General features: G+C 70.4%; 15 protein-coding genes and 1 pseudogene. 6 read left to right on the forward strand and 10 right to left on the reverse strand.

Annotation, left to right across the window (positions count from 1 at the left end; all coding sequences use genetic code 11):
* Position 1: 1 nt before the first annotated feature.
* Entirely contained in the window at positions 2-553 is a 552-nt protein-coding gene (locus tag ABZT17_RS20565) for a hypothetical protein (protein WP_356350801.1), read from the forward strand.
* 180 nt (positions 554-733) lie between these two features.
* Here ABZT17_RS20565 and ABZT17_RS20570 read toward each other — a convergent pair whose 3' ends face one another.
* On the reverse strand, positions 734-874 hold the full coding sequence (locus tag ABZT17_RS20570) for a hypothetical protein (RefSeq protein ID WP_356350802.1): 141 nt from the start codon (positions 872-874) through the stop codon (positions 734-736).
* Between the two features lie 315 nt (positions 875-1,189).
* Between ABZT17_RS20570 and ABZT17_RS20575 the strand changes: the two genes are divergently transcribed.
* The gene (locus ABZT17_RS20575) at positions 1,190-1,852 is read left to right on the forward strand and encodes a hypothetical protein (protein WP_356350803.1); all 663 of its coding nucleotides are present in this window, start codon (positions 1,190-1,192) and stop codon (positions 1,850-1,852) included.
* 9 nt (positions 1,853-1,861) lie between these two features.
* On the opposite strand, the pseudogene ABZT17_RS20580 reads toward ABZT17_RS20575, so the two are convergent.
* The 7 genes and pseudogenes from ABZT17_RS20580 to ABZT17_RS20610 form a co-directional block, all read right to left on the reverse strand.
* Positions 1,862-2,041 (reverse strand): annotated as a pseudogene (locus ABZT17_RS20580) (IS630 family transposase); the annotation flags it as partial.
* A 149-nt stretch (positions 2,042-2,190) separates the two neighbouring features.
* On the reverse strand, positions 2,191-4,749 hold the full coding sequence (locus tag ABZT17_RS20585) for a hypothetical protein (RefSeq protein WP_356350805.1): 2,559 nt from the start codon (positions 4,747-4,749) through the stop codon (positions 2,191-2,193).
* Between the two features lie 408 nt (positions 4,750-5,157).
* Positions 5,158-7,461, reverse strand: coding sequence for an MFS transporter (locus tag ABZT17_RS20590; RefSeq protein ID WP_356350828.1), 2,304 nt, complete (start codon positions 7,459-7,461; stop codon positions 5,158-5,160).
* A gap of 160 nt (positions 7,462-7,621) precedes the next feature.
* On the reverse strand, positions 7,622-9,538 hold the full coding sequence (locus tag ABZT17_RS20595) for an AMP-dependent synthetase/ligase (RefSeq protein WP_356350806.1): 1,917 nt from the start codon (positions 9,536-9,538) through the stop codon (positions 7,622-7,624).
* Between the two features lie 222 nt (positions 9,539-9,760).
* Positions 9,761-10,546, reverse strand: coding sequence for an ABC transporter permease (locus ABZT17_RS20600; protein ID WP_356350808.1), 786 nt, complete (start codon positions 10,544-10,546; stop codon positions 9,761-9,763).
* Positions 10,543-11,520: an ATP-binding cassette domain-containing protein gene (locus ABZT17_RS20605; protein WP_356350810.1), complete on the reverse strand. Its 978-nt coding sequence runs from the start codon at positions 11,518-11,520 to the stop codon at positions 10,543-10,545. The genes ABZT17_RS20600 and ABZT17_RS20605 overlap by 4 nt, the downstream gene beginning before the upstream one ends.
* Positions 11,521-11,546: 26 nt before the next feature.
* Positions 11,547-12,212 (reverse strand): DUF4097 family beta strand repeat-containing protein, encoded by a 666-nt coding sequence (locus ABZT17_RS20610; protein WP_356350811.1) that lies wholly within the window; start codon positions 12,210-12,212, stop codon positions 11,547-11,549.
* Positions 12,213-12,473: 261 nt separating this feature from the next.
* Here ABZT17_RS20610 and ABZT17_RS20615 point away from each other — a divergent pair, with 261 nt between their 5' ends.
* On the forward strand, positions 12,474-13,232 hold the full coding sequence (locus tag ABZT17_RS20615) for a helix-turn-helix domain-containing protein (protein WP_356350812.1): 759 nt from the start codon (positions 12,474-12,476) through the stop codon (positions 13,230-13,232).
* Positions 13,233-13,516: 284 nt separating this feature from the next.
* The gene (gene kstD, locus ABZT17_RS20620) at positions 13,517-15,313 is read left to right on the forward strand and encodes a 3-oxosteroid 1-dehydrogenase (RefSeq protein WP_356350813.1); all 1,797 of its coding nucleotides are present in this window, start codon (positions 13,517-13,519) and stop codon (positions 15,311-15,313) included.
* On the opposite strand, the gene ABZT17_RS20625 is transcribed toward kstD, so the two are convergent.
* Both ABZT17_RS20625 and ABZT17_RS20630 read right to left on the reverse strand, forming a co-directional pair.
* Positions 15,310-15,954: a class I SAM-dependent methyltransferase gene (locus tag ABZT17_RS20625; protein ID WP_356350815.1), complete on the reverse strand. Its 645-nt coding sequence runs from the start codon at positions 15,952-15,954 to the stop codon at positions 15,310-15,312. The genes kstD and ABZT17_RS20625 overlap by 4 nt on opposite strands.
* A gap of 191 nt (positions 15,955-16,145) precedes the next feature.
* A complete protein-coding gene (locus ABZT17_RS20630) occupies positions 16,146-16,349 on the reverse strand; it encodes a cold-shock protein (protein WP_003992177.1) in 204 nt (67 codons plus the stop codon).
* Between the two features lie 299 nt (positions 16,350-16,648).
* On the opposite strand from ABZT17_RS20630, the gene ABZT17_RS20635 reads away from it, so the two are divergent.
* Together ABZT17_RS20635 and ABZT17_RS20640 are read left to right on the forward strand one after the other, a co-directional pair.
* The gene (locus tag ABZT17_RS20635) at positions 16,649-17,497 is read left to right on the forward strand and encodes a menaquinone biosynthesis protein (protein WP_356350817.1); all 849 of its coding nucleotides are present in this window, start codon (positions 16,649-16,651) and stop codon (positions 17,495-17,497) included.
* A 115-nt stretch (positions 17,498-17,612) separates the two neighbouring features.
* The gene (locus tag ABZT17_RS20640; protein WP_356350819.1) at positions 17,613-19,424 is read left to right on the forward strand and encodes a serine/threonine-protein kinase; all 1,812 of its coding nucleotides are present in this window, start codon (positions 17,613-17,615) and stop codon (positions 19,422-19,424) included.
* Positions 19,425-21,231: the final 1,807 nt, after the last annotated feature.

Genomic DNA, 21,231 nt, shown 5'->3' on the forward strand with positions numbered 1-21,231 from the left:
GTTGGCGCGCCCAGTGTTGTTGGTGGACGTGGACGGGCCTCTGAACCCGTATGCCGCCAAGCCGCACCGTCGTCCCGTGGGCTATCAAACGCACCGCTTGCTGACGCCTCGTTGGGAGGCCGCCGAGCGGCGCCGGCTGACTGAGTGGGGGCTGCCGAACAAGCCCGTGAAGCCGCTGCGGGTGTGGCTTAACCCAGATCACGGCCCGGCGCTGGACGCGCTTCCGTTCGAACTGGTGTGGGCGACAACGTGGGAGGAAGAAGCCAACGCGTTCGTCGCGCCAGTCCTGGGGTTGTCCGAACTGCCCTTCATTCGCTGGCCTTCGCCGCGGCCTGAGCCCGGGGGCGGTGTGTTCTGGAAGACGCCTGAGATCGTCGCGTGGGCGAAGGGCCGCGCGTTCGCCTGGGTCGATGACGAGATCACAGCGGCGGATCGTTCGTGGGTGGAGAAACACCACGACGGTCCCGCCCTACTGCACCGCGTTGACCCGCGATATGGCCTTGTCATCGACGACTTCGCCGCGCTGACGGCATGGGCGACCGGTCTTGACTGACTCCGCAGCCGGTCGACAACTGGTTGCGACGCCGTCCTGCGTGATCGTTACGGGACAAGTCTTCGGCGGCGGGGCCTTCGTCACGTCCGTCGGCTCCTTATGGGACAACCTCGGCGACCTCGGTGAGTGCTCTCTTGATCGGCAGCTTGGCAAAGTAACCAGCGCCGAATGCGATGCACATCAGGACATACCAAAACGCTCTGCTCCGGTCATCTCGCCGTGGCCGAAGTCGGCGAGTGCCTTCTTGACTGGGACCTTGGCGAAATACGAGGCGCCAAAGGCGATGCAGCCGAGGATGTAGAAGCGCTCCGCTCCTGTCATCTCCTGAATCGACCTGAATCCGACGAGTCACGCCAGATTGCCACCCTGACTGTCTGAAAGAATGTAATGACCCGTGTGCATGGCATGGATTGACCGAACTCGATCGAACTGTTGCACACTTCGGTCACTTGTAATCCATTTCACAAGCGTCTTCGACAAAGTGCTTCCGGCTGGGGTGACTGGACGGCACACTGTCAGCCACTGCGCGCCCGGGGAGCCAGCCTTGGCCGATGCAACCGGCGTCGGGCGCGTTCCAGAGGAAATATTGGATGAGCCTCGTGCGCTCATGTTATTTGGTTTCGAAGGGGGAGTTCGTTGTCGAGCGGTGATGATGATGGATTTTTGGGGCATAGATCAGTGGCCGCATGGACCGTTGCGGGCTCTATCGCAGCAGTTTGCGCCCTCGTGGTTTCGTTGATTGTCTGGGTATTCCCCTCCTCGCCGTCATCATCAAACTCGGGTGGGGGTGGCACTTTTCCCCGTAGCACCCAAAGTACACCAGAATCGGATTCCCCTTCGGCCGCAGCCTCCTCCCTCTCAACAGCGAATTCTGTTCACCGACAGGACGCAATCAAATATCTTGCTGACCTCACGCCTGTCGCTGGAAATGCCCAAGGTGTAGACAATGGAACCGACGTCTCCATTTCCGGCGTCGACTATCCGCACAGTGTGATCATTTTTTGCTCTGGCGGCCAGGAGAACGACTTGGAATACAACCTGAGTGGCGTTGGGAATCGATTTTTCGGTCAAGTCGGCATCGGCGACACCGAGGACGCGAGCAACCTTCCGGCAATCGTTTCATTCTATGGCGATTCCAAACTCATCAAGACGGTTAAGGTATCCCTGGGGAATCCCTCGAAAGTCAGCCTTTCCGTTAAAGGAGTTCTGAGGCTCAGGATTTCTGCCTCACTTGTCCAAAGCGTGTACGATGGGCGCGATATTCGAGTCAGCGTGGGCGATGCGCGGTATACCTCGTGATCGCCACTCGCCGATCGAGTAGCGGATGTCCAGCGGGCCGAACTCGTCGAAGGCGAAAACGCGGTCGGGGAAGTGCTCCAGGACGTGTTCGATGCGGTCCAGCCTGCTGTCGCGCTCGGGGTCGGTGGACTCTTTCCAGGTCTTGGTGTGCTGGAAGGTGATGCCGCGGCGGGCGAGCAGGCGCAGGGCAACGAGAGGTCGAGGCTGTCATCGGACTTCCTCACCGGCCTCGACCGCACGGACAAGCAGGGCCGCCTCCTGCGCGGCTGAGGGCGGCACACACCGACAGGGCCCCGCTCCTCCGAGGAGCGGGGCCCGGGCCGTTGGTGGCCTGAGTCCTACCAGAGTCCCGTGGACCACAGACCGCGTCCGTGTGTCCCCACGAGCAGCCGGCCGCCGTCGTCCGAGACGTCCAGGGAGACGATCCCGGCGTTGGGCAGGGCGCCCGCGAGGCGGTACCAGGTGTAGCCGCCAGTCGGGTTGGGCGCGGCCGCGAAGACGCCGACATCGGTGCCGACGACGACATGGCCGTGCCAGAGGGCGAGCGCCCCGACCGGGGCGTCCGGCAGGTCGCCGGTGCGGTCGGTCCAGGTGGTGCCGCCGTCGGTGCTCTCGAAGACGTGGCCCTCGCCCGCGCCGGAGACGTACACCGAGGTGAAGCCGCCGTACGTCGCCCAGACGTGAAGGGCGTTGTGCGGGTCGACGGTGAGGGAGGTGACGTAGCGCCTCGGCAGCGGGGCGGTGAGCCGGTGCCAGGTGCCGCCCGCGTTGGTGTCGATGCCGCTGGCGTAGTGGGAGCCGCTCCAGTCCTCCCAGCCGGCGTAGGTCACGTCGCTGTTCGCCCCGAGCGCGGTGATGGAGTGGTGCTCACCGGTGTCGTGCACGTTCCGCCAGTCGCAGGAGGCCGCGGTGCACCGCGTGTCCCAGCCCTTGCCGCCGTTGTCCCACACATACCGGCCGCCGGCGACCCAGTGGTTCAGATCGTTCACGTCGGAGGTGTAGGGGGCGATGAACTCGGGGCCCGGGTCGCAGCCGGGGAGGTCGGCGTTCCAGGAGCAGGCGGGCGAGATGTTGGTGTAGGAGGGCGTCGTGCCCTCGGAGCGGCCGCCGTTGGTGGTCAGCTCCATGTCCAGGTCGACGTACTCGTTGACCGCCCGGTCGGCGTTGTGCGGGTCGACGACGACGTAGCCGCCGTCACCGCCCGCCGGCTGGTACAACTCACGTGCGCCCGGCAGGCTCAGCACGTTGCCGTTGTCCTGGGTGCCGCCCCAGGTGGACAGGCCGCCGGTCACCGGGTCGCGGCCGTAGGCGGCGTCGTAGTACTGGAAGGTGCGCAGGCCCTGGTTGAGGTTGCTCCAGCCCTCGGAGGGCAGCACCGGGTCCGGGCGCAGGGTCGCGGAGCGCTCGTAGACACCGCCGTCGTTGCCGAAGTAGACGCGGTGGTCCGGGCCGAAGGCGATGGCGTGCTGGTCGGGGTGGGTGGTCATCGGGCAGCCGCCCGCGATGGGGCCCTGGGTGTAGCACTTCAGGCCGAAGTTCCAGTACGGGCCGATCGTCGCCCAGGTCTTTCCGGCGTCCCAGCTCTCGAAGACCTCGGAGAAGGCCGCGTAGACGTGGTCCGGGTCGGTGGGGTCCACGGCGACGTACTGGTTGTACCAGGCGGAATCGGTCGGCTCGCTGTTCTGTGCGCCCGCCGCCTTGAGGACGTCCTCGTCGGCGACCGTCGTCCAGGGGCCGGCCGCGTCACCGCTGGCCGAGCGGAAGACGTCGCCGTCGCTGCTGTTGTTCGTGGCGTCCCCGACGAGGGCGAACAGTTCGTGGCCGTCGGCCGAGTAGGAGAGGGAGGAGCGGCCGGGGAGGACACCCGCCAGGTCGCCGGTCGGGGTGACCTTGTGCCAGGTGCCGGGCTTTCCCGAGTCGTCGGACTCGTAGACGCCGTTTGCACCGCCGTCGGAGGTGAACCAGCCCGCTATGACGGCGACGACCTGCCGTCCGCCGGTTCCGGGGCGTACGGCGACGTCGGTGGCCGCCGAGGTCAAGCCGGCGTCCGGGTCGCCGGGGGCCAGGGCGATCGTCCAGTCGGAGGTGGTGTCGTCGGCGTCGTGGCGCAGGACGCCCTGGTCGGTGGCGGCGTAGACGTGTCCCCGGCCGTCGAAGGTGATCCGGGGGACGACACTGCCGTCCATACGCTTGCCGACCTGCTTCCAGGTGCGGCCCCGGTCGGTGGAGCGGTAGATGCCGAGGCCACTGTAGGCGTCGCCGGAGTTGCTGGGCTCGCCGGTGCCGATCCACAGGGAGTGGTCGGCGGGGTTGACGGCCAGGGCGCCCATGGAGAGGGTCTGCTGATGGTCGGACAGGGGTTTCCAGTGCCGTCCGTCGTCGTCGGAGCGCCACAGGCCGCCGTCGGCGGCGCCCTCGTAGACCGTGTGCCCGTCCACGGCGAGTGCGGAGACGCGGCCGCTGTTCAGGCCGAATCCGGCGCCGAAGTTCGAGGCGACCGGGTCCGCGTATTGCTTGTCCTCCGGCTGCAGCGGGACGTTCGTGACCTCTGACCAGCGTGTCGGCAGGGTCGGCAGCCGCCCGGCCTGCTGACGGGCGTCGACCAGGGCGCCCGGCCCGACCGTGGTGCCAGGGGCGGTCTTCATGCGGTTCTGCTGGGCGAATCCGGCGGTCGGGTCGTCCCGGTCGGTGGCGCCGTCGTCACCGCCGTCGTCACCGCCGTCGTTCTCGATCAGGGCGTGGGCCGCGGTGTCTGCCGTGGGGTTCACCGGGCCGGGTCTGAGGTGGTCCTGGGGCCTGCCGGGCGACGCGGCGTCGGCGCGGCCGGCCACCAGGAGCAGGGCGCAGACGGCGACTGCGGCCGCCTGTGCGCCCCGAGGGGGGTGGGGGAGGTTCATGTCACCTGATCACACAGCAGCTGATTTAACTTTCGAGTGATCATGTGACAATGATCCGGCAAAGTTCATCTCCCTTTATGCACAAGTGAGTTGAGTGACACTCAGATTCCTCGCCGGCCGCTCCGGTCTGTCCTCCGGCTTGAGGTAGCCGACGAGGATGACACTGCTCGGCCACCTCACTGGTGAACGTACGTGTGAAACGGGCCCGCTTCAGGTGGAGCTGGGCCCGACCCGCAGCTCGGATGAGCTCCACCTCCGCCGCCGTCCGAGCGCTGCGAACTACGGATACGACAGCGTCCGCCACCCCGGTCTCCCGGGTGGCGGACGCTGCCGCATGGGGGTCTCTTTCGGGCCTCCTCAGGCCCCTTCAGGTCTCCTCGGGATTCCTCAGGCCTTCTCCAGGCCTCCTCAGGCCTCCTTGTGTCCCAGTCGGATGTCGACCGCCGCCTGGCCGCCGTCCACCGTGACCTGCGTGGCCACCGGCGGGTAACCGCTGGCGATCACGGTGTACTGCTCGCTGGAGAGGTCGGCGAAGGCATAGCTGCCGTCGAGACTCGTGGTGCGGGTGCCCACGACATTGCCGGCGGCGTCGATCAGCGTGACCCGCGCGTCGTCCAGGGCCCGCCCGTCCGGGCTGTGCACCGTGCCGCGCAGGGTCGCCGCGACGGAGAGGCGGATGTCGCAGCGGGCGGTCTCGGTGGAGACCGTGACCGGGACGGCGGCGGGACGGTGGCCCGGCGCGCTGACGCTCAGCGTGTACTCGCCGGGCTGGAGGTCACCGATCCGGTAGCCGCCGTCCGTCCCGGTGGTGACGGAGGCCGTCACATCGCCGCGCTGGTCGGTGGCCACCACCAGCGTGCCGGGCAGCGTCTCGCCGCTCCCGCCGTGCACCGTACCGGCCAGGCCGCCAGGGCTCGGCAGGATCACGAGGTCGTGCGAGACGGGCGCGCCGTTCAGAGCCAGCGTCACCACCTGCGGCTGATAGCCGGGCGCCGAGCCGATGAGGACGAGGCTGCCGCGCTCGGCGGTGTCCAGGGCGTAGGTGCCGTCCCCACCGGAGGTGGCACGGGCCAGCTGGCGGCCCGCGTTGTCCAGCAGCGTGATCGCGGTGCGGGGCACGGGGGCGCCCGTGGCGTCGCGCACCTGTCCGCGCAGGACGGCCGCGCTCGTACGGACGTCACCCACAGGCAGGTCCGGGACGGTCCCCGCGGCCGGCACCTCCGCCGCCGCTGCTTCCGCTTCCGCCGCCGGCGCGCCCGCTCGTTTCCTCGCCCGGAACAGCAGGGCCGTGACGACCGCGGCGAAGGCGAAGAACCCGGCCGACCACCAGTAGGCGACGGCGTAGCTGTGCAGGGCCGCGTTCGCCTTGACCAGCGGGTCGGAGAGATGGTCCTTGGCGTAGTTCGTCGCGGCGGTGGCGGCCAGGGTGTTCAGCAGCGCGGTGCTGATCGAACCGCCCACCTGCTGGGTGGTGTTGACGGCGGCCGAGGCCACGCCCTGGTCGCTCGCCTCCACCCCGAGGGTGGCGTAGCTCATCGCCGCGGGCATCGACATGCCGATCCCCGCGCCGAGCAGCAGCAGCGGTCCCAGGACATGCGCCGCGTAGCCGCTGTGCAGGTCGAGGCGGGTCAGCCAGATCATGCCGCCCAGGGCGATCACCATGCCGGTGGGCACGACGATCTTGGGACCGAACCTCGGCACCAGCCAGTTGGTGGAGATCTGCGCCAGCACCATGAGCGCGGCCACCATCGGCAGGAAGGCCACACCGTTCTTCACCGGCGAGTAGCCCAGCGTCGACTGGAGGTAGTAGGTGAGGAAGAGGAAGACGCCGAACATTCCCGCGGACGAGATGAGCATGGTCGACAGGGCGGCGGCGCGGTCACGGTCGGCCAGCACGCGCAGGGGCAGCACCGGGTGCGCGGCGCGCGTCTGCCACAGGAAGAACGCCACCAGGAGTACGGCGCCCCCGGCCAGGAAGCCCCAGGTCATCCAGTTGCCCCAGTCGTGCGTCTCCGCGTTGGCGAAGCCGTAGACGATGCCGAACAGGCCACCGGAGACCAGGACGACACCGAGGACGTCCAGCTTCGGGCGCTCGACCGGGACGGAGCGGCCGATGAAGACGATCGCGCCGATCAGCGCCAGAACCGCGATGACGTCGTTGACGTAGAGCGTCCAGCGCCAGTTCAGGTACTCGGTGAGCAGACCGCCGAGGACCAGGCCGACGGCCGCGCCGGAACCGGCGATGGCGCCGAATATCCCGAACGCCCTCGCGCGTTCCTTGGCCTCGGTGAACGTCGTGGTCAGCAGCGACAGCGCGGCCGGTGCGAGCAGCGCGCCGAACAGGCCCTGCACCGCGCGGGCGACGACCAGCATGGTGAAGCCGTTGGCCGCGCCGCCGAGCGCGGAGGCGGCGGCGAAGCCGACGATGCCGATGATGAAGGTGGTCTTGCGGCCGACGAGGTCGGCGAGCCGGCCGCCGAGCAGCAGCAGACTGCCGAAGGCCAGGGAGTAGGCGGTGACGATCCACTGCCTGCCGTTGTTGTCGAAGCCCAGGTCCTGTTGGGCGGACGGCAGGGCGATGTTCACGATGGTGGCGTCGAGTACGACCATGAGCTGGGCGAGGCCGATCACGGCCAGTGCCCACCAGCGGTGCTTCGACGGGGCTTGGGTGTGGCCGGGCGGCCCGGCCTGGGCGGTGGTGGCGGCCGGGATGACTTCCACGATGGTGCTCCCCACATCGGTCCGAAACCGTTTCGTACACCTAACCTAGGCGCGGAAGGCAGCGAAACGCAAACGTTTCGATGTGATGTCACCGGGAATGCCGCCGGGAACCACGAAAGCTTCACAAGCGGCGGCCTTCACAGGCCGTCCCTCACCGCTCGTACAGACCCTCGACCTCAGAGGAGAAGTCCCGCATCACCGCTTCCCGCCGCAGCTTCATCGACGGCGTCAGATGGCCCGCGTCCTCCGTGAAGTCCCGGGGCAGGATCGCGAACCGGCGGATCGACTCCGGCCGGGACACCAGCTTGTTCGCCTCGTCCACCGCCCGCTGCAGGATGACCCTCAACTCCTCGTCGTCGAGCAGGAGTTCCACGGGGACGGGGTGCTTGCCGTTCATCCGGCGCCAGTGCGAGACACCGTCCAGATCGAGGGTGATGAGCGCGGCGATGTAGGGACGGCCGTCGCCCACGACCATCACCTGGGAGATCAGCGGGTGAGCGCGCAGCCAGTTCTCCAGCGGCGCCGGCGCCATGTTCTTGCCGCCCGCGGTGATGAGGATCTCCTTCTTGCGCCCGGTGATCGTCAGGTACCCCTGCTCGTCCAGACGGCCGATGTCGCCCGTCGGGAACCAGCCGTCCGTGTGCGCGGGGATGACACCGCCCCCGTTGGGATCCCAGTAGCCGCGGAAGACCTGGCCGCCGGCGAGCAGGATCTCCCCGTCCGCCGCGATCCTGACCTTGGTGCCGGGCATCGGCCAGCCCACGGTGCCCAGACGCGGTTTCAGCGGTGGCGTCACGGTCGCGGCGGCCGTCGACTCGGTCAGGCCGTAGCCCTCGTAGATCTCCATGCCCGCGCCCGCGTAGAAGGCCGCGAGCCGACGGCCGAGCGGGGAGCCGCCGGAGATGAGGTGGCGGATACGGCCGCCCATGGCGTTGCGGATACGGCGGTAGACGAGCGGGTCGTAGAAGGCCCGGGCCGTCTTCAGCGAGGCGCTCGGGCCCGAGCCCGTGCCCGACGCCCGTGCCTCCAGCGCCTCGCCGTAGCGCACGGCCACGCTCGCCGCGCGGTCGAAGGCGGTGGCCCTGCCGCCCGCCTCCGCCCTGGCGCGCGCGTTGTTGAAGACCTTCTCCAGCATGTACGGGATGCAGAGCAGGAAGGTCGGGCGGAAGGTGCCGAGGTCCGCCAGGAGGTCCTCGGCCTGGAGGCTCGGCGCGTGGCCCAGCCGGACCCGGGCCCGGATACAGGCGATGGCCACCATGCGACCGAAGACGTGCGACATGGGGAGGAAGAGGAGCGTGGAGGGGTCGTCCGCCTTGGACTTGAAGATGGGGTAGAGCAGTTCGATGGCGTTGTCGACCTCGGCGAGGAAGTTGCCGTGCGTCAGCACACAGCCCTTCGGACGGCCGGTCGTGCCCGAGGTGTAGATGATCGTCGCGAGGGTGTCGGGGACCAGCATCCCGCGGCGGACGCCCACTTCCTGGTGCGGGACCGGCGCGCCCAGCTCCGCCACCCGCTCCAGGTGCCCCTTCTCCACGATCCACAGATGCCGCAGATCCGGCAGCAGGCTCAACTCCGGTCCCATGGCGGCAGCTTGGGAGGTCGTCTCGGTGACCAGCGCCACCGCGCCCGAGTCCTGGAGGATCCAACGGGTCTGGTACACCGAGGAGGTGGGGTAGATCGGGACGGTGACCAGTCCCGCCGCCCACGCGGCGAAGTCGAGGAGCGTCCACTCGTAGATCGTGCGCGCCATGATGGCTATACGGTCGCCGGGAACCAGGCCCTCCTGGATCAACCCCTTGGCCAGCGCGTGCACTTGCCCCGCGAACTCCGCCGCCGTCACGTCCGTCCACTCGCCGTCCACGGAACGGCGGCTGAGGACCCGTGCCTCCGGCGCCGCCTCCGCGTTCTCGAACGGCAGGTCGGCGAGGGAGCCGTGGGTGGGCGGCGGGACGAGCGGCGGGACCGAGGTCTCGCGCACTTCGCCGTCCAGCCGCCGGATCTCGGGCTCCACCAGCTGAGGCACACCGTCGTAGTCGGACGCGGACGGGTAGGGCACGGGCACGGACATGACAGCTCTCCTGAGGCGTGCAGCTCGATACCGCTCTGCTGTTCTCTTACGTGCAGTGCGTACCGATTCGTTCACCGGTGGTGTGCGACTGGAGGGGTTCTGACGGGTTACCGGTGGTTACTCCCGCGATCGTACGGTGCGTGCGTGGGGAGTTGGTGCGGGTTCGGCGGTGTTTCTTGGACGGCCCTGTGCAGCCTCCGGGTCCGAGCCGGGGGTGCGCTGTCATGACGCCCGCCGCGGAGTGCTGTCGAACTTGGCGGCCGACCAGAAGTAGCCGAGGACCGCGAGGGCCACGCACCAGCTGACGGCGAGCCAGCCGTTGTGGCCGATCCCGGTGCCCAGCAGGAGACCGCGGAGGGTCTCGATGGCCGGAGTGAAGGGCTGGTACTCGGCGATCGGCCGGAACCACCCCGGCATGCTCTGCGGCGGGACGAAGGCGCTGGACAGGAGCGGCAGCAGGATCAGCGGCATCGCGTTGTTGCCGGCGGCCTCCGCGTTGGGGCTGACCAGACCCATGCCCACGGCGATCCAGGTGAGCGCCAGGGCGAAGAGCACGAGCAGTCCGAACGCCGCGAGCCACTCCAGGAGCGTGGCGTCGGTGGAGCGGAAGCCGATGGCCACACCGACGGCCCCCACGAGGACCACGCCGGCGATCGACTTCAGCACGCTGCCGACCACGTGCCCGATCAGGATGGAGCCGCGGTGGATCGCCATGGTGCGGAAGCGGGCGATGACGCCCTCGCTCATGTCGGTGGCCACGGACACCGCCGTGCCGATCGTGGTGGAGCCGATGGTCATCAGCAGGATGCCGGGGACGAGGTACGCGATGTAGGCGGAGCGTCCCGCGCCCCCGCTCATGGCGTCGCCGAAGATGTAGACGAACAGCAGCAGCAACATCACCGGGGTGAGCAGCAGGTTCAGGGTCAGGGACGGGTAGCGCCGGGCGTGCAGGAGGTTGCGGCGCAGCATCGTGGTCGAGTCGCGGACCGCGAGGGAGAGGGTGCTCATCGGACGTTCTCCTTGGGCTGATCGGGAATTCCGGACTGGTCGGGAAGCTCGGCGTCGCCGGTCAGGGCGAAGAACACGTCGTCGAGGTCGGGGGTGTGCATGGTGAGTTCGTCGGCCTCGACGCCTGCGGCGTCCAGCCGGTCGAGGAGGGAGCGCAGCTCGCGCTGGCTGCCGTCGCTGGGGATCTGCAGGGCGAGGGACTCGTCGTCCCGGGTGACGTCGCCCAGCGCGGAGGCGGCGGACGCGTAGACGGCCGGGTCGGAGAAGCGCAGCCGCACATGCCCGCCCGGGACGATCCGCTTCAGCTCCTCGGCGCTTCCCTCGGCGGCGATCCGGCCGCCGTTCAACACCGCGATCCGGTCGGCGAGTTCGTCGGCCTCCTCCAGGTACTGGGTGGTGAGGAAGACGGTGACCCCGTCGGAGACCAGCTCACGGACGATTCCCCACATGGTGTGCCGGGAACGCGGGTCCAGCCCGGTGGTCGGCTCGTCGAGGAAGATGATCCGCGGACCGCCCACCAGCGTCATGGCGATGTCGAGACGGCGCCTCATCCCGCCGGAGTAGGTGGCGGCGGGCTTCTTCGCCGCCTCCACCAGGCCGAAGCGCTCCAGGAGTTCGGCGGTCACCCGCCGCCCCTCGGCCTTCGGCAGATGGTGCAGGTCCGCCATGAGGAGCATGTTCTCCTCGCCGGTGATCAGCGCGTCCACGGCGGAGAACTGCCCGGTGACGCCGATCGAGGCGCGCACCCGGCCCGGCGCGGTGGCGAGGTCGTGACCGTCGACCCGGGCCTGTCCGCCGTCGGCGGGGATCAGCGTGGACAGGATCTGCACGGTGGTGGTCTTGCCGGCACCGTTGGGACCGAGCAGGGCGAACACGGACCCCGCCGGGATGCTCAGGTCGATGCCGTCGAGGACGAGCTTGTCGCCGTAGGACTTGCGCAGCCCGTTCGCCGCGATGGCCAGGTCGGTGGTCATGGTGGTTGCTCCTCGGGGGCTCGGGGTCAGAGGCTGCGGGCGGTGATGTCGCCGCTGGAGGTGGTGGCGCGGATGTCGAGGTCGGCGGTGCCGTCGTTCCTGAGGGTGTTGCTGATCCGGCCGTAGGAGGTGCCGGCGTCCAGGGAGGCGGAGGAGCCGCGGGCGGCGCCGATCGAGATGTCGCCGGACCCGGTGCTCAGCACGACCGCGCCGCGCACGGCCTCGGTGACGGTGAGGTCGCCCTTCTGGGTGCTGATCTCGGCGTCGCCGCCGAGCCGGCCGACCGAGATGTCGCCGTCCTGGAGGGTGAGGCGGGCCTCCTTGGTCTCGTCGAGCTTGACCGGACCCTGCGCGGCCTCGACGGTGACGTCACCGAGCCGTCCCACGCCCCGGAACTCGGCGGCGGCCGCCCTGGCCTCGACCCGGGAGCCCTCGGGCAGCCGGACGGTCACCTCCACGGCGCCGGAGGGACCGAAGAGCTGGTTCTTCGGGGCGTTCGCCGCGATCCGCAGGACGCCGTCGCCGTAGCCGACCTCGATCTGCTCGGCCGCCTTCACGTCCCGGCTCTTCGCGGGGTCGGCGGGAAGGACCTCGACCAGGGTGTCCGCCCGGTCGGCGGCGATGAACTGGATCCGGCCGGCGGGGATGTCGAGGACGGCGGCGATCGGGGCGGGGGTCTTGAACTGCTGCATCGTGTTCTCCTGTGACTTGTGGTCGCGTTCTGTTTCCGACACGGGAAAAGCTACGTTGCGTTCATGGGTTCGGCAATATGCTTGTTGCGCTGAAACGCGATACGAGCAGGTGAGGGCAGATAAATCATTGCAACGAGTCTCGAAGTTAACGCAACTTCGCCTGACCATCCGTTGCAATGAAATGGAGGTGAACGCTATAGTCGACGCGCTGCGGACCCCTGGGGACCGCTACGGACCACCACGGGCACGAAGGAGACCGCGATGCCGGGAGGCAGGCTCACTCAGCAGGAGCGCCAGCAGATCGCACTGGGGCTGGGCGACGGCCTCGCCTACGCGGAGATCGCCCGGCGGCTCGACCGCCCGACCTCGACCGTCACCCGAGAGGTCATGCGCAACGGCGGCCCGAACTCCTACCGCGCCGACCTCGCCCACCGCGCCACCGAACGCCGCGCGCACCGGCGCCGGCAGGCCGCGCCCCGAGGGGCGAGGGCGGCCGAGCAGCCGTACGGGCGGGACGCCGAGGCGGTGCGCGAGTACGAGGAGACGTTCACGACCATCCTCATGCAGTCGGGTCTCTCCACCATGCAGGCCCGGGTGATGGCCTGTCTCACCCTCACCGACACGGGCGTGCTCACCGCCGCCGAACTGGTCCAGCGCCTCAATGTCAGCCCGGCCTCCATCTCCAAGGCGATCGCGTTCCTCGAAAGCCAGGGTCTGGCCCGCCGGGAGCAGGGCGAGGGCCGCCGCGAGCGCTACATCGTCGACGACGACATCTGGTACCAGTCGATGATGGCCAGCGCCCGCGCCACCGCCCAGATCGTCGGGATCGCCCAGCAGGGCGTCGGCATCTTCGGCTCCGGCACCCCGGCCGGCGTCCGCCTGGAGAACGTCGCCCGCTTCCTGGAGTTCGTCAGCGAGCAAACCGCCCGCGCGGCGGAACAGGCCCGCGAGATCCTCCACTCGAAGACCGCCGAGACACCCCCGCACGTTCCTCCGCAGGACGCGGTGCTTGACCGCTGAGTCCCCCGCCGGCACGGCTGTTGAGCCCATAAGCCCTTCCGCCGGCCACGGGTCGTGCCCCCGTCGGCCGAGGGCCCCTACTCCACGAGCCCCCGTCGGCCGAGGGCCCCTACTTCACGCGCACCCGTCGGCCGCTTCTCTTGACTTCACAAGACCCCCGCGCGACAGTCCCCACCCCGCACCGTCCCGAACCGTCCCGTATCCCTCCGCACCGCCCCGTACCACTCCGCACCTCCGCACCTGCGCAACTCACCCCATACCCAGCCCGGTTGGAGCGACCTGCCATGGCCAAGAGCGCGGACCCCGCAAGACGTACGGCACCAGCCACCCCACTGCCCTCCCGGCGACAGGTGCTGGGCACCACGGCCGCCACCGGCCTCGCCCTCGCCGCCGGCGGCGTCACCTGTACCGCCACCGCCGCCGACCTCACCCCCCTGGGCACCTACGACGTCGTCGTCATCGGCGCCGGAGCCGCGGGGATGACGGCCGCCCTCACCGCGGCCAAGCAGGGGCTCACCACGGTCGTCGTGGAGAAGGCCCCCACCTTCGGCGGATCGGCCGCCCGCTCCGGCGCCGGGATCTGGATCCCGAACAACCAGGTGATCCTCGCGGCCGGCGTCCCGGACACCCCCGCCAAGGCCGCCGCCTATCTCGCGGCCGTCGTCGGCTCGGACGTCCCCGCCGCCCGGCAGAGCGCCTTCCTCTCCCACGGCCCCGACATGATCTCCTTCGTCATGGCCAACAGCCCCCTCCGCTTCCGCTGGATGGAGGGGTACAGCGACTACTACCCCGAGCTCCCCGGCGGGCTTCCGGGCGGCCGCTCCATCGAACCGGACCAGTTCGACGGCAACCTCCTCGGCGCCGAACTCGCCCACCTCAACCCGCCGTACATGCAGGTCCCGTCCGGGATGGTCGTCTTCAGCGCCGACTACAAATGGCTCGCCCTCTCCGCGGTGAGCGTCAAGGGCGCCGCCGTAGCCACCGAGTGCCTGGCCCGGGGGACCAAGGCGGCGCTGCTGGGGCAGACCCCGCTGACGATGGGGCAGTCGCTGGCGGCCGGGCTGCGGAAGGGGCTGCTGGACGCGGGGGTGCCGGTGTGGCTGAACACCCCGCTCACCGATCTGTACGTCGAGAGCGGTGCCGTCACGGGAGCCGTGGTGACGAGGAACGGAGCCTCCGGACTCGTCCGCGCCCGGCGCGCCGTCGTCGTCGGCTCCGGCGGCTTCGAACACAACGCCGCCATGCGGGCCCAGTACCAGCAGCAGCCGATCGGGACCGACTGGACGGTGGGCGCCAAGGAGAACACGGGGGACGGGATCCGGGCCGGGGCCGCGGTCGGCGGCGCCCTCGGTCTGATGGACGACGCGTGGTGGGGACCGGCCATCCCGCTGCCCGACCAGCCCTACTTCTGCCTCGCCGAACGCACACTGCCCGGCGGCCTGATCGTCAACGCCGCCGGCGCCCGGTTCGTCAACGAGGGCGCCCCCTACAGCGACGTCGTCCACACCATGTACCGGCGCAACCCGACCGACCCCGACATCCCGGCCTGGCTGATCGTCGACCAGAACTACCGCGACCGCTACCTCTTCAAGGACGTGGTGCCCACGTTCCCCTTCCCCGACAACTGGTACAGCTCCGGCGCCGCCTGCAAGAGCTGGACCCTCGACTCCCTGGCCGGCTCCATCGGGGTCCCCGCGGCAGCCCTCCGGTCCACCGTCGACCGCTTCAACTCCGCCGCCCTGAAGGGAACCGACAGCGACTTCCACCGCGGCGACAGCGCCTACGACCACTACTACACGGACCCCTCCGTCTTCCCGAACTCCTGCCTCGCGCCCCTCTGGCTGCCCCCGTACTACGCCTTCCGGATCGTCCCGGGCGACCTCGGCACCAAGGGCGGCCTGGTCACGGACGCACGGGCACGGGTGCTGCGCGCCGACGGGTCGGTGATCCAGGGCCTCTACGCCGCAGGCAACGCCAGCTCGGCCGTGATGGGGCACAGCTACGCGGGCGCCGGCTCGACGATCGGGCCGGCGATGACGTTCGGCTACATCGCGGCGAGGGACATCGCCGGGGTGCTCTAGACAGCCGGCGGTTTGCGGGCGATGAGGGACGCCTGGCGCGAGACCTCCCCGGGGCCGGGTTCGCGCACCGTCCGCGCGACGAGCGCGAACCCGGCCGACCGGAGCAGTTCGGCGATCAGCTCCGGTCGGCGCCGCCGGAAGGTCAGCGCCACCGGGTGGCCCCAGGGCCGGTCGTGGTGCCGGTCCTCGTCACCCGCCTGAAAGGCGACCAGGAGGTGTCCGCCGGGCGCGAGGACCCGATGGAACTCGCGGAAGAGGGCGGGAAGGTCATCCACAGGGGTGTGGATCGACGAATACCAGGACAGCGCACCCGTGAGCGCCCCGTCGGCGAGGTCCAGCTCCAGCATCGAACCCTGCTCGAACCGCAGCCCGGGGTTCTCCCGCCGGGCGATGGCCAGCATCGACTCCGAGAGGTCGAGCCCGAAGACGGACAGCCCGAGGGAGGCGAGATGCCCGGTCACCCGTCCCGGACCGCAGCCCAGGTCGGCCACCGTCCCGTCCCGGCCCACGAGCTCGGCGAACCCGCGGAGCACGGCCCGGTCCAGCGGACTGGCGGCCGGGCGCTCGTCCCGGAACATCTCGGCATAGTCCTCGGCGACGGCGTCGTAGAACGTACGGGTCTGAGCGATGAAGTCGGTCATGGCGGGCGACCCTACTGCTTCCACCTACTGCTTCCACCTACTGCTTCCACCCCCTGCTTCCACACAGGCAGGAGCCCCGTTGCCTTGCGGCACGGGGCTCCTTGGGTACTGCTATTTGTTCCGGATCAAAGCACCAGGCTCCGAGACCGAATGATCGGACTGATCAGATCGGACTGATCGGATCGGACTGATCAGACGGGGGTGACGTTCTCCGCCTGCGGGCCCTTCGGGCCCTGGGTCACGTCGAAGGAGACCTGCTGGTTCTCCTCCAGCGAACGGAAGCCGCTCGCGTTGATCGCGGAGTAGTGAACGAAGACGTCGGGGCCGCCGCCTTCCTGGGCGATGAAGCCAAAGCCCTTTTCGGCGTTGAACCACTTCACGGTTCCGGTAGCCATAAGCCCTCCTTGGGCCCAAAGGGTTGCCCTGCTCCAGAACCCTGCAAGTGTGAAAACAAAGTCCCGCACTACTGCATACGTCTGAAAACGACTAGAGCCCGCGGTTACATGCTCCGCAGGCTCTGTACTGCAAGGGAAACCAAACTGCAACTTGCGGCGAGCCTAGCACGCGGGCAGCCGAAAGCAATAGAGGCCAAGATCACGTCACCCGGACGTTTGAAGATCGTGGAGAGGTTGACCGGAGCGCCGACCCCGGGGGCGAAGTCCGGAGCCTACCCCACGGGGTCTACTGTCGCGATGTGGACAATTCTCGCACCCGGCCGCGCGTCGGCCACATCCAGTTCCTGAACTGCCTGCCCCTGTACTGGGGGCTCGCGAGAACGGGCACGCTCCTCGACTTCGAGCTCACGAAGGACACCCCGGAGAAGCTCAGCGAGAAGCTGGTGCAGGGAGACCTGGACATCGGCCCCATCACCCTCGTCGAGTTCCTGCGCAACGCCGACGACCTGGTCGCCTTCCCCGACATCGCCGTCGGCTGCGACGGCCCGGTGATGTCGTGCGTGATCGTCTCCCAGGTCCCGCTGGACCAGCTGGACGGCCGCCGGGTGGCCCTGGGCTCCACCTCCCGCACGTCGGTCCGCCTGGCCCAGCTCCTCCTGTCCGAGCGCTACGGCGTCCGGCCGGACTACTACACCTGCCCGCCCGACCTCAGCCTGATGATGCAGGAGGCGGATGCGGCCGTACTCATCGGGGACGCGGCGCTGCGGGCCAACCTGCACGACGGCCCGCGCTTCGGCCTCGACGTGCACGACCTCGGCACGCTCTGGAAGGAGTGGACCGGACTGCCCTTCGTCTTCGCCGTCTGGGCCGCCCGCCGCGACTACCTCGACCGTGAGCCGGTCATCACCCGCCGCGTCCACGAGGCCTTCCTCGCCTCCCGCAACCTCTCCCTGGAGGAGGTCGGCAAGGTCGCCGAGCAGGCGGCGCGCTGGGAGGAGTTCGACGAGCGGGTCCTGGAGCGGTACTTCACCACGCTGGACTTCCGCTTCGGCGCGCCGCAGCTGGAGGCGGTGGCGGAGTTCGCCCGCCGCGTCGGCCCGACCACCGGTTTCCCGGCGGACGTGAAGGTGGATCTGCTGCGGCCCTGATCCATCGGGGAACGGCGCACTACCCTTTTCTCGTCGTTACGGGGGTCGCGAGGACGCGAGGACACGGTGATCACGGGAACGCGTGGACGCGCGGACGCGGGGGAGGGTGGACGCCATGCAGCCGCTGGGAGCCGACGAGCCCACGGTCGTGGGGCACTACCGGCTGCTCGGCCGGCTCGGCTCCGGCGGGATGGGCCGCGTGTACCTCGGCCGCAGCGCGGGTGGCCGCACGGTCGCGGTGAAGGTCATCCACCCGCACTTCGCGCTCGACGAGGAGTTCCGGGCCCGCTTCCGCCGTGAGGTGGCGGCGGCCCGTCGGGTGGGCGGCGCCTGGACGGCCCCCGTCCTCGACGCCGACCCGGAGGCGTCCGTCCCCTGGGTGGCCACGGCGTACGCGGCGGGCCCGTCACTGGCCGCGGCGATCGCGGACGGCGGCCCCCTGCCCGCTCCTTCGGTACGGGCGCTGGGCGCGGGCCTCGCCGAGGCGCTGACGGCGGTGCACGAACTGGGCCTGGTGCACCGGGACGTGAAGCCGTCCAACGTCCTGCTGACCCTCGACGGGCCGCTGCTGATCGACTTCGGCATCGCCCGGGCCATGGACGGTACGGCCTCGCTGACCTCGACGGGCGTCTCCATCGGCTCGCCCGGCTACATGTCCCCCGAGCAGATCCTGGGGAAGGGGGCCACGGGCGCCGCCGACGTGTTCTCGCTGGGCGCGGTGCTGGCGTACGCGGCGACCGGTCAGCCGCCCTTCCCGGGCGACTCGTCCGCGGCACTCCTCTACAAGGTCGTGCACGAGCAGCCCGAACTCGGCCCGCTGGACGGCGAGTTGCGCGCGGTCGTGGAAGCGTGCCTCACCAAGGACCCGACCGCGCGGCCCGCTCCCGCGGAGGTGGCCGGACGACTGGCCCCCGAGGGCGCGGCACGGCTGGTCGCGGGCGGCTGGCTGCCGGGGCCCCTGGTGGAGCAACTCAGCCGAAGCGCCGTACAGCTGCTGAACCTGGAGGCCGGCCAGGGGGAGGCGCCATCGGGACCGGTGGGCTTCAGCAGCCCGTCGGTCGGGGACGCTCTCGGGGTGTTCGGTCCGGCACCGGTCATGGCAACGACTCCGCCCGTGGCGGTCCCCGCTGTCCCCCCTGTTTCCCCGGTCCCCGCGCCGGCAGTCCCGGCTGCCGTCGCTTCGGCCGACTCCGGGGCCGAACCGAGGGACGCGGTGCCGGGGGATGGGGGGTCGGGGGATGGCGGGCCCGGGGAGCAGCGGCCGGGGAGGCTGACGGTTTCCGTGGCGGCTTCGGCGGCGCCGGGGGACGGCGGGCGCGGGCGGCGGCTGAGCTGCACGGTGGCGTTGGCGGTCGCGGGGGCGTTGGCGGCGGTGACGGTGGGGTCGGTGTTCCTGTTCGACCTGCTGCCGGGCAAGGGGGACGACAACGCGTCGGGGAGCAGCGACCGGGGAGCGTACTCGTCGGCGCCCGGCTCGGCTTCGAGCGCGACCGGCCCGTCGAGTCCGTCCACTCCCTCCCGCTCTTCGAGTACGACGCCGGGGGACACGGCGAGTGCGGTCCCCGGACCGTCGGGGGCCGTGCCGGTGTCGTACATCGGCACCTGGGAGGGCCAGGCGACCGCGCTCAACGGCACGTTGCCGGACGGGACGTTCCGGTTGACGGTGCATCAGGCGGGCGTGGGGGAGGAGTTGGGGCGGCTGAGGCAGACCGACCAGCTCGGCGGGGTGTGCGACGACGTACTGACTCTGAAGAAGGTGACGAAGACGGAGCTCGTCACCACGTCGGTGGGCGCCGGGAACAATCACGCGGGGTGCGATCCGACGGCACATACGGTGCGGTTGTCGCGCGTGGGCGACGACTTGAGGTACGTGGCGGAGAGCGAGGCGGAGGGGAATCCTACGGCGCGGATGTCGAAGGTGGGCTAGCGGGAGGCCCAGCCCACCTCGAACCGACCCGGCAGGGGCGGTAGCCCGAACAGACCCACCGCCCCTCTTCCACACCTACTCCCCATCCCCCTCGCCCCCACCATGCCCCTCCCCACAACCACCCCCACCGTGCGGGGAGACCGGCGGCAAGGCGGGGCCGGGAAGGGAGGGAGCAGCGGGGGTGCCGGTTCCGGTGGGGGGATCGGCGGGGGTGGAGCCGGGGTCGGGGGTGGTGGGGGCACCAGGATCTGTCGGAGCAGCCGGATCTGCCGGAACCGTGGGAACCGTGGGCGTCTGCGGGTCGCCGTCTCCCGCTCCCGTGGGCGGGGGAGCAGGGTCGTCGTCTCCCGGCACCGTCACGGGAGGCTCGCCCGGGGCGGGGTAGGCCGGTGCCCCGGACCCCGGATCGGTGGGCTGACCGGGCGCGGGCGCGGCCGGTTCACCGGGCTGGGAGGGCTGGCTGGGCGCGGGACCGGCGGGCGGCTGGGGCGAGGGGTCGGTGGGCGTGCCGGGTGTGGGGTCGGTTGGCTGTCCGGGCATGGGGTTGGCGGGTGCGCCTGGTGTCGGGTCGGTGGGTTCTCCCGGCGTCGGACTGGTGGGCGTGGTCGGCGCAGGTTCGGTGGGCAGGCCGGGCGTGGGCTTGCCCGGGTCTTGGGGCTGGGGATCGGTGGGATATCCGGGCGCGGGTTCGGTGGGCTGGCCGGGTGTGGGTTCGGTGGGTGTGCCCGGTGTGGGGTCGGTGGGATCTGCTGGCGTCGGACTGGTGGGTGTGGTCGGCGCAGGGTCGGTGGGCTGGCCCGGTGTGGGGTCGGTGGGTTCTCCCGGCGTCGGACTGGTGGGTGTGGTCGGCGCAGGATCGGTGGACTGGCCGGGCGTGGGCTCGTTGGGTGTGCCTGGTGTCGGGTCGGTGGGGTCTGCCGGTGTCGGACTGGTGGGTGTGGTCGGCGCAGGGTCGGTGGGCTGGCCGGGTGTGGGATCGGTCGGCTGGCCCGGGGTCGGCTCGTTCGGGGCAGGGGTGGTCGGTTCCGTCGGTGCGGGGGCGCTCGGTGACGGTGTGTCGCCCGTCCCGCCTCCGTCGGTCCCGGCACCGCCGGCCGGTATGCCCTCCCCGCCATCTCCCGGCTCCGACACACCGGTTCCGGCCTCTACGTCGGCTCCGGAGCCGGTGGCCGGCACGTCCCCCCGACCCCGCGTACCGCCCACCGCCGACGCGGAGTCACCACCACGCCCCGACCCGGCAACTCGCCCGTCCTTCGACGACGGCCCCACCGGCGCCTCCGCCACCGGCACCGGCGCCACCGGCGCATCGGCCACGGGCGTCCGCTGCGCCGGAACCGGACCGGCACCCCCCGACCCGAGCATCAGACCCAACGCGGCGGCCCCCACCACCACGACCCCGGCGGCAACGGCCATAGGCACCTTCACCCCACTGACCGCGACTTGCCGCACCCCGTGCAGCAACCCACCACCGTGCCCAACACCCCCGGACACCCCCGCCCCCGGCGTTCCGGCTGCTGCCCCGCCTGAAGTCGCAGCCGCTCCGCCTGCCCCCGAGGCCCCGGCCGCCGCGCCGGACGCACCGGCACTTCCAGATGCCCCGCCGGTTGCCGAAGCCGCAGATGCTCCGGTCGCTCCAGCAGCCCCCGATGCCGCGCCTGTTCCAGATGCCCCGGCCACGCTCGATGCCCCGGACGCCCCCGCTCCCGTGCCCGCGCCGGCCGTGCCCGCTCCCGTGCCCGCGCCGGCCGCCCCCGCTCCCGTGCCCGCGCCGGCCGTGCCCGCTCCCGTGCCCGCGCCAGATCGGAAT

The sequence above is a fragment of the Streptomyces sp. NPDC005648 genome (genome assembly GCF_040605395.1).
GTDB lineage: Bacteria > Actinomycetota > Actinomycetes > Streptomycetales > Streptomycetaceae > Streptomyces.